Raw genomic sequence first — 12,648 nt, 5'->3', positions numbered from 1 at the left:
TTATTTTTTTAAATTTATTAATATTTTTTCTTTATTTTGTATTAATTCAATTATCTTTTTTTAGTTTTAAGAATAATCACAAGATTACCCTAATTTTCGACTTGTCATTAAGTAATAAGATATATATTATATAATAACATATTATTAAATATGATTAGTATAGGTGCTAATGGATTTCAATTATTTGTGAATTATATGGTGGTTATTATAGTTGCAGTAGTCTTAGCTTTAATTTTAAAGTTACCTCTTCTTCCAGAAAAGCCAATTAGGTTTTCTAAGACTAAAAGTGCACTATTTCCAACTCCTATTTTCGCTATAGGGATTTTAGCTATATTTTATTCATTAAATATATTTTGGATTTATGAAGGATTATTAATTGCAATAATCGTAGGAATATTTTCTGCTCTTTTTGTAAAATATTTATTCGATTATATTTTTCCAAATCCTCCAGAAATTGAAGGAGGTAGTAAATAATGGATTTAATCATTGGCTTAATTTTAGCAACTATTATCTCTTGGCTTAATTTTGTTATAGTTGATACCTTCTTAGGCCTAGCTGAAGCTCCAGGAGTTAAAGGTGCTGAAACTGTAGCTTATTCTATAAAAAATAGGAAAGGGGATTTAGCAGGAGGTTTCTTCCAAGGAAACATTTTATGTTCTCCAGATGCTTCAGCAGGAACATTAATTGCATCAATTGGAGTTTATGTTTTAGGAATTCAGGGAGGATTAATAGCAGCATTGATAGTTTATATTGGAAATAGATTATGTGCCGATTCTGGTTATGCTGGAACTTGTGGTGCGTTAACTATGACCTCATTAATAGCTATATTTTCTTTTATTGGAATCACCCCAGAGATGTTTATTTGCGGAATGACAATTGCAATATTTACAATTCAAGGAATCCACCATCCAACAATTTCTAGATTGATTGGAAAAATAGCAAAATCCTTTGGTAGATATACTAAATATAAATAATTGATTTAAAAATCAATATAAATAAAGCTAAATATCAAAAATTAACTTATATGATGAATTTAAATAAAAATGCAAGGTTAAATTATGTATATTGAAATTATTGGAGTTATTACAGTTTTAATGGCATTGAGAGCTTTAATAACTAAAAATATGGCAGAAAAATTACTTTATATAAATGTAATAGGATTCTGTGTTTCTGCATTAATTGCATTATATATTCAAAGTGCATTTGGTCTTGTATTAGCTGCAACTTTCTTTATCTCATCAACGATTGGGGCAAATGCAATTGCCTATAGTTTAAAAGATTTGGAAGGTGAAATCACTTATGATGAGAATATGCAAGAGCATAAAGAGAATTAATTATACTGATTTATTGTTTTTTTTATTTATTTGAAATAATAGAAATGGGATTTAAATGTTAGAATTCATTGATTTAACAACAATATCAATTGCTTTGATGATAATTGGCGCTATTGGGGTTGTTCTTCTTAAGAAACCATTAGATAAGGTAATCATGGTTTCAATTTTAGAGGCAGGCTTATTCTTAGCTATTGTTAGCTTTAAATATTTAGATGTAGCTTTTTTAACTGCTGTTCTTAATCCGTTGTCTATTATTGTATTTTTACTTGCTTTAATTAAAATTGACAGAGTACGTAAATCAAAATTAGAAGATTATTCTACTTTTGATAAATTAAATTATAGTGCTGAAAATCAAGAAAGAAACTCTAAAGGTGGTAAATAATGTTTAATCTTGCACTTTGGGTTTATGTAGGTTTAGCATTAGCTATTTTTGGAAGCATTGCTACTGTTTGGGGTCCTGGTGTAAAAGACCCTGTTATAAGAACAATAAATACAGAAGTAGCATCTGTAGGAGTTTCATTAATTTTGCTTACTTATAATTCTACATTAGCTCTTTTGACATTAATTGCAACTACTATCATTGTAACTTTAATCTTATTTAGAGCTATTGCTCGTTTAGAAGAGATTGGAGCTGATGTATAATGTTTATCAATTTATTTAAAATTAATGCTGGAGGTTTTCTAAATGCCTAAAATAGCAAAAATATGGAATAAATTAGCAAATCCAAAGAATATTCCTAGATTATTTGCTCTAATTTTAGGTTTACTATTGATTGCTGGATTTTTGATTCCTGTAGAGTTAAATACCAACCAAATTTATACTCGTCCAGCTCCTCAAAGTCAAATGGATGCAGGACTTGCTATTGCTCCATATGATAGAGGTGGTGAGATTTTAGAAAGTCCTGGTCTTACAGAAGCCCAATATCCTGAAAATTCTAGAAATCTAGGTTGGATTAATTCATACATGACTCCAATAGCTGAAATGCTAAAGGATATTTCTCCATACTTTGGAACAAGTATATGTTCATCTCCTGGAGGAGTAATAGATGAAATCCTTTACTATACAAGAGGTTTTGATACTATCTTAGAATCTTCTATTCTTATGATGGCATTTATTATTGCATCATGGTTAGCTATTAACTTTACTATGGATAGAAAAAAAGCTAAAAAGGATATTAAAGAGGATGTAAAAAGTGCTATTGCAAGTTCTGATAGAATAGCTAGTGAAGTTGAAGAAAGCAATCGTCAAGCTCGCCAAAAACAAGCTAAAAAGGAGTTTAGGTGATTTTATGATTAGTAATTTAAATGATTTTATGATTAGTACTATAAATAAAATCACTTTTAATAGAGGTGTATATTGATGGTAGTAAGTGTAATTCCTCAATTTGTTTCTGCTTTCTATAGTTCAATGTATACCACAGCTTTATATGGTGGTTTAATTGTAGCTTTCATTGGCTTAATTGGAATTTCAATAGAGAAAAGAGATATTCAAATTCTTATCTTAACTGATATTGTAGGTTTAGCTATGCTTATAGTTGTAGCTGCTGTTGGAACTGATTTATCTGAAGCTTTAATTCTTCCAGGTTTAGTAGTAGAATTAGCAGAGATCATGGCTATATCTGAGATTTTAATATCTCGTGAAATGAGAAAAGCTGACAAAGATACCTCATTTACACCAATGCCTTTAGATATCAATATGGAAATTATGACAAGCTCTCCTAATTTCATTGCATTAATATTAATTGCTTATGGTGTATTCTTATCTGGTTTTACTGGTGGTGCAGTAGCTGGTGGAGGTATTGTAATTTATGTATTAAGTAGAAAAGTTAGAGGTTTACCAATTGTTGTTCTTGATGGTGTAGGAGCAATTTCTGGTATCTCTTGGTGTTTATGGATAGTTGGTTTTATATCCTTCTTCCTATTACCGCAATATTGGTTATTAAGTTTATTCTTAGCAGCTCTTGGTTTACTCTTAAAAGTAGCTTCTAAGATTGGATTAATCGGAATCTTAATGAGAGAAGAATACGGTAGAAAATGATTATTGAAATTAGAAAAGGAGACTGTTAAATGCTTATAGAGAATTTAGGTGGAAACTTATTTGGAACAATTCCATTAGGTGATATTGTTCTTTATTTAAACCCTCTACACATATTCTTGTTTGTAACTATGCTTTTATTTACAGCTTTAATAGCTATCAGCCGTACTGAAACTCAGGTAGAATCTATGTTTGGATCACTTGATGAAAATAAAGTTTCAGTTGGCATAAAAGAATTTAAACATAGGAGATTCTTAGCTATTATTTGTGGCATAGCTACTGCTGGAGCTATGATTACTGGAGATTTATTTAACTTTACCTTATTTATGGCTTTAATCGGTATTGTTAACATTGGGATTGTTTCTGCTGTAAAGCAGGTAGATGTTTTAAATTCTGCTTATCAATATGGCTTAATTGCTATGATGTGTGGTTTGCCATTATTTGGTGGAGCAGCTATGATTTTAGCAGCTACTGGTACTTTAAGCTTATTTGAGTTAGCTACAATTCCTGCAAGTCCAATGATGATATTTGGTGCACTTGTAATGCTAATTGGAGTTTGTGGTGAAAGTGGTATAGCACCATTCTTTGCAAGTAAAGCGGAAATGTTTAGAACTCCTGGATCTCCATTTATATTAATTATTCACTTAAGTTCATTGTTTATTATTGTAAGATTTGTTGAAATCTTATTAACTATATTGTAAATATGGTTTTAAAAGTTTAAATAAATTAAAATAAAAAACCATACTTATTAAAAGTTACATTTATTAAAAGTTATATTTATTAAAGATTATGTTTATTAAAAATTATAATTTATTAAAATTTATATTTATTAAAGATTAAATTTATTTATTATTAAAATAGAAGGTTGATAAAATGAATAAAATGAAAATAGCTAGTTATATTATCTTTGCTGTATCTCTATTAGCTATACTTTATGCTTTAATATTTAATCCAGCTGATTGGATAGTTTTTGCAATAGCTATTGTTTGTATACCATTTTTAATACTTTCATTTGGACTACTTACTATGTCTAAACCTATAAAAGATGAAGAGGAGGAAAGAAGAGAAGAACCATTTACTGGTTATTAGTTAGATAATAATTTAAATTTTTACAATTATTCTCTAATTTAAACTAATTATAAATCTCTTTGAAGGATATTATGAATTTAATGGCTCAAATTTTAATCAACGTAATTATAGCCTTCCTTGCAGGTAGTCTTTTATTAGGTTTCCATAGAAAAGTTATGGCGAGAGTTCAATTAAGACCTGGACCTCCTATTATACAATATTTGTTGCATTCTTTGAAATTTTTCTTTAAAGAAACTTCATTTCCAAAAACAGCTGCAATGCCCTTTTATGTAGGTATTACAGTTATTTTAGCAGGGATCTGGGTTACTGGAGTTATTGTAGGTCCAGTTACCAAAGGTTCTTTAATGATATTATTTGGTATTTATGCAATCCATAAGATTGTAGAACATAATGCAGGATCTTCTTCAGGTTCTCCATATGGTAAAGTAAGTTGTGTAAGAGCTGTATTCTCAGCAGCAGGAGAATTACCATTATTTGCTATAATTGCTATAATCTTTATTTTAACTGGAACTATGGATATCAGTGGAATTATAGATTATCAAGCAGCAAACGGGCCTTTAATATTTAAATTACCTCTTGCAGCAATTATGTTCTTTACATTAATAGTTACAAAATCCCCATATTCTCCTTTTGGAATTACAAAAGGAAAAGAAATTATATCTGGATTTGAAACTGAGCATTTTGGTTTACTTAAAGGATACATAATGTTTTCAGAGTCAATTGCTTGGTATATCTTATTATGGATATTCTTAACTGTATTCTTTGGACCAATTTCAGTACTTGGATATCTTATTGGAATGATTGTAATTTGTATTATAACTGGATTTATTAATGCTACAACTCCTATGTTAAATCCAAACCATTCTGTAATGGCCCAAATATCAATTGCAGTTATTTGTACACTTGGTTCAATTATTATGATTATTATTTAGATTTAAAAATGAAATTTATTAAAAAATTAAAAATAAACTTAATTAAAGTTTAATTAACTTAAACTAATAAAGAAGGCTTTAAAATGAGTAATGAAAAAGGAATGAGAGTATTAACTTCATTAGTAGCTTTAGGAATATTTATAGTGGCAGCTTTAGCTACTTACTTCCAAAGTATTTTAGCCCTTCCTTTAGCTATAATTGGAATTATCTTTGTTTCATTTATATTGATGCAAAAGGATGAAAAATCAGCTCATTTAGCTGAGAATTTAGAAAGATTAGCTTTCATTATTACATTTTTAATCATTTGTATAGCATTTATTTGTTTATATAAAGCAATTTAAGTTAAAGTTTTATATTTATTTCAAAATTGTTAATTAGAATTTAGAGTTAAAGTTTTATATTTATTTCAAAATTGTTAATTAGAATTTAGAGTTAAAGTTTTATATTTATTTCAAAATTGTTAATTAGAATTTATAGTTAAAAATCAGAAGTTTATAAAATCAAGGTGAAATTATGGAAGAATTGTATATTATGATTTATATTTTAGTTTTTATAATAGGATCAATTGCTGGTTTGCTGTTAAGCTATAAGAAGCATATGGAACCTTTTATAATATCTGAAATAGATGTCTTAACCTTGGTTTTAGCTATTGTTGGATGGTTTTTATTATTAAATCATGGACTAATAGGATTTATCAGTTCTGTAATTTTACTTAGCTTAGCATTCTTCTTTATTGGCCTTACAATAGGAAGAAGGCCAGGTTATGGCCGTATGGAAACTGCAGTTGCTATTTTTATTGCAGTAGTTGTTTGGATTTTAACATCAGGATTTTTGTTTAAATTCTAACTAAATGAACTCATTTGGTGATTTATATGAGTAATGAAGAAAAATTAGAAATGATGAAATTGAGAGTTCTTCATAGTTTTTATTGGGAAAATGATATTACTATTCCATTATCTGAAGAATTTAATATTTCTAAAGAAGAATTTGAAGATATTCTTATGAATCATTTTGATATGAGTGATTTAGAAAATATGCATGCTACATATGAAATAGCAAATAGAGAAAAAATAAAAAGACAATTACATATTGATTTAAGACTTTACTGGTTAAGTGATGTTATTAAACTTGTATCTGAGGAAGATGCAGATAGAATTACTCATAATTTAACTAAAGATATTGTTAAAAATGGTAAAAAATATGAAGATGCTCTTGAAGAAGGTAGAGCTGAAATTATTGACTTGGTTAAAGAAAAATAATTAATTAGAGATATTTTAATTATAGAATTAGAAATTTATATTTATTAAATCATTATTAAAAGAACAAGAACTTAAAGGTAATTAAAATGCTTAAAAGACTTAAAGATATTGTGAGAAAAAGTTCAATTCATGTTTGTATTGTAAATTGTGGAGGATGCAATGGCTGTGACGTGGAATTAGTCGCTCTTCTTTCTCCAAGATACGATCTTGAACAGTATGGGATTTATGTTCACAATAATCCCCGTGAAGCTGATGTTCTTTTAGTAACTGGTGCAGTTACAGAACAATGGAGAGAGAATTTAAGAAGGATTTATGCGAAAACTCCTGAACCTAAAATTGTTGTAACTGTTGGAAACTGTCCACAATCTGGAGATGTATTTGCACAAGAAGGAGGAAGAGTTCTTGCTCCAGTTTCTGACTTTATTCCAGTAGATGCAGCTATTCCAGGTTGCCCTCCAAGACCAAGTGAAATTTTAGAAGCAGTTTTAACTGTTGCTCCTGGAGCACTTGCAGCTAAAGGAAGAGCTCAAGATAGTAGAAAAGATTAGTTATAAGTAATATATTGAATTAAAACATAGATTATTAATATTATTAGTATTATTAAAATTTATTAATATTTTTAAAATTATTAATTTATTAAAATTATTAATATTTTTAAAATTATTAATTTATTAAAATTATTAATATTTTTAAAATTATTAATATCCTTGAAATTATTAATATTTTTAAAATTATTAGTATTTCTAAAATTGTTAAGTTTATTAAAATTATAAATTTTATCAGATAAGTAAATAAGGAGTTACGATATTATGATATTACCAATAGGCCCAATTCATCCAGGTTTAAAGGAACCTTTAAGACTTAAACTTCAAACTCAAGGTGAAAAGGTTATTAAAGCCGAAATTGATTATGGTTATGTTCATAGAGGTATTGAAAAGATTATGGAAGGTAAAACTTGGCAGAAATGTATTTACTTAGCTGAAAGAGTATGTGGTATTTGTTCATATGAGCATACACAATCATTTGCTGAGACTTTGGAAATAATTTCTGGAGTTCGTGCTCCACTTAGAGCACAATATTTAAGAGTTATTACAAATGAATTAGATAGAATTCAATCTCACTTACTTGCAAATTCAACATTCTTTAAAACTCTTGATCATGAAACCTTATTTATGCATGTTTTAGCTTTAAGAGAATATGCAATGGATTCCCTTGAATTATTAACTGGTAATAGGGTTAATTTAGGTTGGAATGTTGTTGGCGGTGTCCGTATGGATGCAAACGAAAGACATTTTGATGAAATACTTGCAAACTTAAAGAAGATTGAGGATGGATTCGATAGGCATATTGCACTATTTGAAGAAGCACCTATCGTTGCTTTAAGGGCAAAAGGTGTTGGAGTAATGACTAAAGAGGAAGCTATTAAAGGTCATGCAGTTGGACCTATTGGAAGAGCTTCTGGTATTAAACATGATTTAAGAGAAGATCATTACACTTATCAAGATGGATTTGACTTTAAACCTATTTGGAGAAAAGAAGGAGATAATTATGCCCGTACTTTAAATAGGCTTTATGAAGTTGAACAATCTATTGATTTAATTAAACAAGCTATTGACAATATGCCTAAAGGGGATATTAGAATTCCTGTAGAGATTGCTTCTGGTTATGGTGAATGGAGAAATGAAGCTCCACGTGGAGAAGTAACTTATATGGTAGAAACTAACGGGGATTTAATCAAGCGTATTTCTATTAGAACTCCAAGTATTATGAATATTGATTCTTGTGCAAGATATATGCTTAAAGATGTAGCTACGGTTTCTGATGCAGTTTCAACATATGCATCTTCAGATCCTTGTATTGCTTGTACTGAAAGAGTAGCTATAACAGATATTGATACTGGTAAATATGCTATAAAAGACTTCTTTGAGGTGAAATTAAATGAATAAAGTTTTTTTAAATTCTTTTTATTCTATTTTCTCTTTTCCTCTTGAGGAGGTGAAATAAAAATGTCTTCAATTATATGGTATATTTATGAATTTGCAAGAAAAGCTTGGATAGATGGTTTTTTCGATGCAAAATCAAAAGAAGACTTAGTACAAAAACCAGACAGGTTTAGAGATTTTCCTAAAGTGATTAAGGAATATTGTATTGGTTGTGGCTCTTGTACTGCTTCTTGTCCATCTCCAAATGCAATCAAATTAATTAGAGATTCAGATAATGAAGAATCTATCGGCTTAATCTATCCGGTTATTAATAAAGCAGCTTGTATTAGATGTGGTTTCTGTGCTGAAGTTTGCCCTTCCACTCCAAAAACATTAGAATGTGGGGAAAATCATTTTATTCATGAAGAATTTAATATTATTCCTTCTAAAAGAAAATACATTGTAGATGATTATTTGTGTATTAGATGTCATAAGTGTATGGATGCTTGTGAAGTTGGTGCTATTGAGGAAATTGGAGATAAGGTTGTTGTAAATCAATCTAAATGTATATCTTGTGGAAAATGTCTAGACGCATGCCCTGTTAAAGGAGCTATGAAAGGAGTATTTGTTAATAATCTTGAAGAACAAAAGAAAATTATTAATTTTGTAGTTAAAACCTTAGAAGAATATATTGGATCTAAACAAGATGAATTGATTAAACTAGGTACTGATAAGCTCTTTTTAGATGAGTTAGAATTTAAACCTATCTTTGATAAGTCTTTAACTATTTTAAATGATGAAGAAGTAGTTAATGAAGTTTTAGAAGATGCTATCAATAGATTAAAAATTAGAATTATCACTTGGGATGAAGACAGCTGTAAAAAATGTCAAATGTGTATTCCAGATTGTCCAACTGGAGCTATATCCTTTGATTATGATAAGGATACTATTGTAAGAGATAAAGAAAAATGTTTAAGATGCAGTATTTGTTATCAAACCTGTCCATTTGGAGTTATAAAATATTTCTTAGCTAAATTTAATTTAGATACAAATGATAATAATGAGAAAGTTATTCACATTTCTGTAAAAGCTTCTCAATTAGCAGAAAGGAGGGCTTAATATGTTTGGTTCTTATTTAGTGGGAAGAGAGCTTAATATGTTTGGTTCTCATTTAGTGGGAAGAGAGCTTAATATGTTTGGTTCTCATTTAGTGGAAAGAGGTTTTATCACTCTTCAATTAATAGAAGGAGGCATTTAATATGGTAAGTGTTGACTCTATTCCAAGACCATTACGTGATGTTTATATTGAATATGAAATTGATGATGAAAAATGTATTAATTGTATAGATAAACCTTGCCTGAAAGTTTGTCCAATTGATGCAGTTTATCAAGATTCTAATACTAAATTTATTAAATTAGATGAACATTGTTTTGGTTGTGTTCTCTGTACTAATGCATGTCCTTATGATGCTATTCATATTAAAAAGACTTTATCCGATCCAATTCGTGAAAATGTTCCTAATATAAATAAAAAGCTTTGTAGAGCTTGTGGAGCATGTGTTGATGCATGTAAATCTGGAGCTATTCATTTAGCATCCTCTGGTGGAGAGGAGGTGCATAGTGAAATTGATGAAGATAAATGTATTCGCTGCGGATATTGTTTTAGATATTGCCCTACTGATGCTATTAAATATGGAGAAATTCTTCCTAAAACTGTTAAAGAAGGTAAAACTCTCTGTATTGACCAAGATCAATGTATTGGTTGTATGACTTGTACAAGAATATGTCCCTCTAAAGGAGCAATTAACGTTGGTAAAACTAATAAATTACCATTCATTGACCCTGCTTATTGTGCAAGATGTGAAGAATGTATGCATGCTTGTCCTACTTATGCAATTGATTATGTTGAAAGAGAAGAAGCCTTTGAATCATTTAATAAAATTAAAACATTAGAAATTGCATCTGAAATTATAGATATGGATGTTTATAATATCTCTAAAGGTCTTACTAATATTGATAATGTTTTAGTAAAACTACTTGAAGATATTTCTAAAGATTATCATTTTGATGACTTTGATTATGAAAACTCAATGGACATTAGAGATGTTCCAAGAGGGATGGAATTTTCAGATGTTGAAATATTCACTTGTACTAATTGTAAATCTATTGTAGTAAATGTTACAGAATTCTTAAACCAACGTTTAAATTCTCAGCTTAAAGAAGATTTAGATGTTATTAAAGTTCTAGACCTTGTAGAATTCTTCCCTCCTAGTTTAGGTATTGAAGTGATAAATGAGAATTGTATTGCTTGTGGCTTATGTAAAGATGTTTGTCCAACTGACTCTATTAGTTTAGATGGTCCTAATCCAATTATAATTAATACTGATAATTCCTGTGTCTACTGTGGTTTATGTGCTGAAGTATGTGATTTTGAAGCTATTAAGCTTAAAGAAGAGTTCTTTACAAATAGAAATCATGAGATTTTCTTTATTAAAAGAGATCTTAGAGGAAGAAGAAATGGTACTGTAGAAGTAAATCATCATGCTTGCCAATTATGTGAGGTATGTGTTAAAAATTGTCCAGTTGATGCACTATCAATTGAAGATGGGAAAGTTCTTGTAAATCATGATGATTGTATTTCTTGTAGAAACTGTGAGGGAATTTGTCCGGTAAATGCAATTAAGGTTTCTACAATTTGGCAGTTCTTATAAATTAAACTTATTTTATTTTTATTATTTTATTATTTATATTAACTTTGAATGTTTATTATCTGTATTAATTTGAATATTTTATTATTTATATTAACTTTGAATATTATTTAATTAAAGATTTTTCTTAATTATTTAAAATTTTCATTCATTAAAACAATTATCCAATGATAGGAAGTTTATTATGGTAAAAAAAGTTTTTATCACAGATTGTGAAGGTCCCTTAACTTTAAATGATAATGCTTATGAATTAGCATCTGAATTTATTGAAGATGGGGATAAATTATTTAAAATCATTAGTCGTTTTGATGATTATCTTGTTGATGAGCTTAAGTTAGAAAATTATCATGCTGGTGATACACTTAAATTAATTGTTCCATTTTATAAATTAGCTAGACTTACGAATGAGAAAATGATTAAGTTTTCAAGGGAAAACATTTATCTTGTTGATGGATCTGATGACACTCTTAGATTTGCAAATAAACTCATTGATTCTTTTATAGTTAGTACTAGTTATGGCCAGTATATTGAAGCTCTATGTAATTATATGGATTTTCCATTTCAAAATACTTATCACACACAACTAGATCTGGATGGAGCTACCAATTTTAATCAATTCGATAAAAAAATAGATAATGTTTCAGTTAATACAAACAATTCTCAAACAGCTATAGGTACAAAATCACCTAAGTTTATTGAAGAGTTTAAAAAAGTTGAGGACTTTAGAAAAATCATACTTGAACATGGTGAAGAAAGTGAGGAGGACTTTAATATATTATATGATATTTTCTTTAATGAATTTCCTAAACTTGAAATTAATAAATATATTGAAAGTGTGAAAACTGTTGGTGGAAAAGGTAAACAAATAGCAGTTGAAGATATTGTTGATAAATTAGGTCTTGACTATGGATCCATAATTTATATAGGTGATAGTATCACTGATGTAGAACCATTAAAATATGCAAGAGATAATGGTGGTTTATCCATTTCATTCAATGGTAATGAATATCCTTTAAATGTAGCGGAAATTGCGGTTATTTCAGATAATACAATCGTAAGTTCTATTTTAATTGATCTCTATTCAAGATTTGATAAAGATTATGTTTTAGATTTTATTAGACTATACTCTGAAAAAGGGCCAGATGATGCATTTAAAGATTTTGAGGTTGATTATTCACTTGTTGAAGAGTTTGAGAATAAATTTTATAATAAACTTATTCCTATTATTGAGATTATTACAGATGAGAATAGAGATTATTTAGTTAAATTAAGTAAAAAAATGAGAAATACAATTCGGGGTAAGGATATTGGTGGTTTAGGTTAATATTGATTAATTTAATCTATTTATATTATTTTTAGATTAATTTATA

General features: G+C 28.4%; 19 protein-coding genes. All 19 read left to right on the top strand.

Features of this window, described 5'->3' with window-relative positions:
- Nucleotides 1–150: 150 nt before the first annotated feature.
- The 19 genes from ehaA to BM020_RS06095 all read left to right on the top strand — a co-directional run bounded on the left by ehaA (nucleotide 151) and on the right by BM020_RS06095 (nucleotide 12,602).
- On the top strand, nucleotides 151–474 hold the full coding sequence (gene ehaA / locus BM020_RS06180; RefSeq protein ID WP_067146744.1) for an energy-converting NiFe hydrogenase A subunit EhaA: 324 nt from the start codon (nucleotides 151–153) through the stop codon (nucleotides 472–474).
- Nucleotides 474–974: a [NiFe]-hydrogenase-3-type subunit EhaB gene (locus BM020_RS06175; RefSeq protein WP_067146742.1), complete on the top strand. Its 501-nt coding sequence runs from the start codon at nucleotides 474–476 to the stop codon at nucleotides 972–974. Before ehaA ends, BM020_RS06175 begins: the two co-directional genes overlap by 1 nt.
- A gap of 84 nt (nucleotides 975–1,058) precedes the next feature.
- The gene (locus tag BM020_RS06170; protein WP_067146740.1) at nucleotides 1,059–1,334 is read left to right on the top strand and encodes a DUF2109 domain-containing protein; all 276 of its coding nucleotides are present in this window, start codon (nucleotides 1,059–1,061) and stop codon (nucleotides 1,332–1,334) included.
- Nucleotides 1,335–1,389: 55 nt separating this feature from the next.
- Nucleotides 1,390–1,716 carry an EhaD family protein gene (locus BM020_RS06165; RefSeq protein ID WP_067146738.1) on the top strand — a complete coding sequence of 109 codons (327 nt, stop codon included), beginning with the start codon at nucleotides 1,390–1,392 and terminating at the stop codon, nucleotides 1,714–1,716.
- Complete coding sequence (locus BM020_RS06160) at nucleotides 1,716–1,976, top strand: EhaE family protein (protein WP_067146736.1); 261 nt, start codon at nucleotides 1,716–1,718, stop codon at nucleotides 1,974–1,976. The genes BM020_RS06165 and BM020_RS06160 overlap by 1 nt, the downstream gene beginning before the upstream one ends.
- Nucleotides 1,977–2,018: 42 nt before the next feature.
- Nucleotides 2,019–2,618, top strand: coding sequence for an EhaF family protein (locus tag BM020_RS06155; RefSeq protein ID WP_067146734.1), 600 nt, complete (start codon nucleotides 2,019–2,021; stop codon nucleotides 2,616–2,618).
- Between the two features lie 75 nt (nucleotides 2,619–2,693).
- The gene (locus tag BM020_RS06150) at nucleotides 2,694–3,371 is read left to right on the top strand and encodes an EhaG family protein (RefSeq protein WP_067146732.1); all 678 of its coding nucleotides are present in this window, start codon (nucleotides 2,694–2,696) and stop codon (nucleotides 3,369–3,371) included.
- A gap of 29 nt (nucleotides 3,372–3,400) precedes the next feature.
- On the top strand, nucleotides 3,401–4,069 hold the full coding sequence (locus BM020_RS06145) for a hypothetical protein (RefSeq protein ID WP_067146730.1): 669 nt from the start codon (nucleotides 3,401–3,403) through the stop codon (nucleotides 4,067–4,069).
- Nucleotides 4,070–4,241: 172 nt separating this feature from the next.
- Entirely contained in the window at nucleotides 4,242–4,457 is a 216-nt protein-coding gene (locus BM020_RS06140) for a DUF788 domain-containing protein (protein WP_067146728.1), read from the top strand.
- 71 nt (nucleotides 4,458–4,528) lie between these two features.
- Nucleotides 4,529–5,389 (top strand): respiratory chain complex I subunit 1 family protein, encoded by an 861-nt coding sequence (locus tag BM020_RS06135; RefSeq protein ID WP_067146726.1) that lies wholly within the window; start codon nucleotides 4,529–4,531, stop codon nucleotides 5,387–5,389.
- A gap of 83 nt (nucleotides 5,390–5,472) precedes the next feature.
- Complete coding sequence (locus tag BM020_RS06130; RefSeq protein ID WP_067146724.1) at nucleotides 5,473–5,730, top strand: hypothetical protein; 258 nt, start codon at nucleotides 5,473–5,475, stop codon at nucleotides 5,728–5,730.
- A 172-nt stretch (nucleotides 5,731–5,902) separates the two neighbouring features.
- The gene (locus BM020_RS06125; RefSeq protein ID WP_067146722.1) at nucleotides 5,903–6,235 is read left to right on the top strand and encodes a DUF2104 domain-containing protein; all 333 of its coding nucleotides are present in this window, start codon (nucleotides 5,903–5,905) and stop codon (nucleotides 6,233–6,235) included.
- A gap of 26 nt (nucleotides 6,236–6,261) precedes the next feature.
- A complete protein-coding gene (locus tag BM020_RS06120) occupies nucleotides 6,262–6,648 on the top strand; it encodes a DUF1959 domain-containing protein (protein WP_067146720.1) in 387 nt (128 codons plus the stop codon).
- Between the two features lie 80 nt (nucleotides 6,649–6,728).
- Nucleotides 6,729–7,196, top strand: coding sequence for an NADH-quinone oxidoreductase subunit B family protein (locus BM020_RS06115; protein WP_327037160.1), 468 nt, complete (start codon nucleotides 6,729–6,731; stop codon nucleotides 7,194–7,196).
- A gap of 261 nt (nucleotides 7,197–7,457) precedes the next feature.
- Nucleotides 7,458–8,594 (top strand): hydrogenase large subunit, encoded by a 1,137-nt coding sequence (locus BM020_RS06110; protein ID WP_067146717.1) that lies wholly within the window; start codon nucleotides 7,458–7,460, stop codon nucleotides 8,592–8,594.
- Nucleotides 8,595–8,654: 60 nt separating this feature from the next.
- Nucleotides 8,655–9,689, top strand: a complete 1,035-nt coding sequence (locus tag BM020_RS06105) for a 4Fe-4S binding protein (protein ID WP_067146715.1) — start codon at nucleotides 8,655–8,657, stop codon at nucleotides 9,687–9,689.
- 1 nt (nucleotide 9,690) lies between these two features.
- Entirely contained in the window at nucleotides 9,691–9,828 is a 138-nt protein-coding gene (locus BM020_RS09605) for a hypothetical protein (RefSeq protein WP_159428551.1), read from the top strand.
- A 1-nt stretch (nucleotide 9,829) separates the two neighbouring features.
- Nucleotides 9,830–11,281 (top strand): 4Fe-4S binding protein, encoded by a 1,452-nt coding sequence (locus BM020_RS06100; RefSeq protein WP_067146713.1) that lies wholly within the window; start codon nucleotides 9,830–9,832, stop codon nucleotides 11,279–11,281.
- 181 nt (nucleotides 11,282–11,462) lie between these two features.
- A complete protein-coding gene (locus BM020_RS06095; protein ID WP_082762118.1) occupies nucleotides 11,463–12,602 on the top strand; it encodes a hypothetical protein in 1,140 nt (379 codons plus the stop codon).
- Nucleotides 12,603–12,648 lie beyond the last annotated feature (46 nt).

Source organism: Methanobrevibacter olleyae (assembly GCF_900114585.1).
GTDB classification, from domain to species: Archaea; Methanobacteriota; Methanobacteria; order Methanobacteriales; family Methanobacteriaceae; genus Methanobrevibacter; species Methanobrevibacter olleyae.
This window is presented reverse-complemented; position numbering and strand designations above follow the sequence as displayed.

Coding starts and splice junctions, on each gene's coding strand:
- ehaA (WP_067146744.1), top strand. CDS start 151: ATGATTAGTATAGGTGCTAATGGATTTCAATTATTTGTGAATTATATG.
- BM020_RS06175 (WP_067146742.1), top strand. CDS start 474: ATGGATTTAATCATTGGCTTAATTTTAGCAACTATTATCTCTTGGCTT.
- BM020_RS06170 (WP_067146740.1), top strand. CDS start 1,059: ATGTATATTGAAATTATTGGAGTTATTACAGTTTTAATGGCATTGAGA.
- BM020_RS06165 (WP_067146738.1), top strand. CDS start 1,390: ATGTTAGAATTCATTGATTTAACAACAATATCAATTGCTTTGATGATA.
- BM020_RS06160 (WP_067146736.1), top strand. CDS start 1,716: ATGTTTAATCTTGCACTTTGGGTTTATGTAGGTTTAGCATTAGCTATT.
- BM020_RS06155 (WP_067146734.1), top strand. CDS start 2,019: ATGCCTAAAATAGCAAAAATATGGAATAAATTAGCAAATCCAAAGAAT.
- BM020_RS06150 (WP_067146732.1), top strand. CDS start 2,694: ATGGTAGTAAGTGTAATTCCTCAATTTGTTTCTGCTTTCTATAGTTCA.
- BM020_RS06145 (WP_067146730.1), top strand. CDS start 3,401: ATGCTTATAGAGAATTTAGGTGGAAACTTATTTGGAACAATTCCATTA.
- BM020_RS06140 (WP_067146728.1), top strand. CDS start 4,242: ATGAATAAAATGAAAATAGCTAGTTATATTATCTTTGCTGTATCTCTA.
- BM020_RS06135 (WP_067146726.1), top strand. CDS start 4,529: ATGAATTTAATGGCTCAAATTTTAATCAACGTAATTATAGCCTTCCTT.
- BM020_RS06130 (WP_067146724.1), top strand. CDS start 5,473: ATGAGTAATGAAAAAGGAATGAGAGTATTAACTTCATTAGTAGCTTTA.
- BM020_RS06125 (WP_067146722.1), top strand. CDS start 5,903: ATGGAAGAATTGTATATTATGATTTATATTTTAGTTTTTATAATAGGA.
- BM020_RS06120 (WP_067146720.1), top strand. CDS start 6,262: ATGAGTAATGAAGAAAAATTAGAAATGATGAAATTGAGAGTTCTTCAT.
- BM020_RS06110 (WP_067146717.1), top strand. CDS start 7,458: ATGATATTACCAATAGGCCCAATTCATCCAGGTTTAAAGGAACCTTTA.
- BM020_RS06105 (WP_067146715.1), top strand. CDS start 8,655: ATGTCTTCAATTATATGGTATATTTATGAATTTGCAAGAAAAGCTTGG.
- BM020_RS09605 (WP_159428551.1), top strand. CDS start 9,691: ATGTTTGGTTCTTATTTAGTGGGAAGAGAGCTTAATATGTTTGGTTCT.
- BM020_RS06100 (WP_067146713.1), top strand. CDS start 9,830: ATGGTAAGTGTTGACTCTATTCCAAGACCATTACGTGATGTTTATATT.
- BM020_RS06095 (WP_082762118.1), top strand. CDS start 11,463: ATGGTAAAAAAAGTTTTTATCACAGATTGTGAAGGTCCCTTAACTTTA.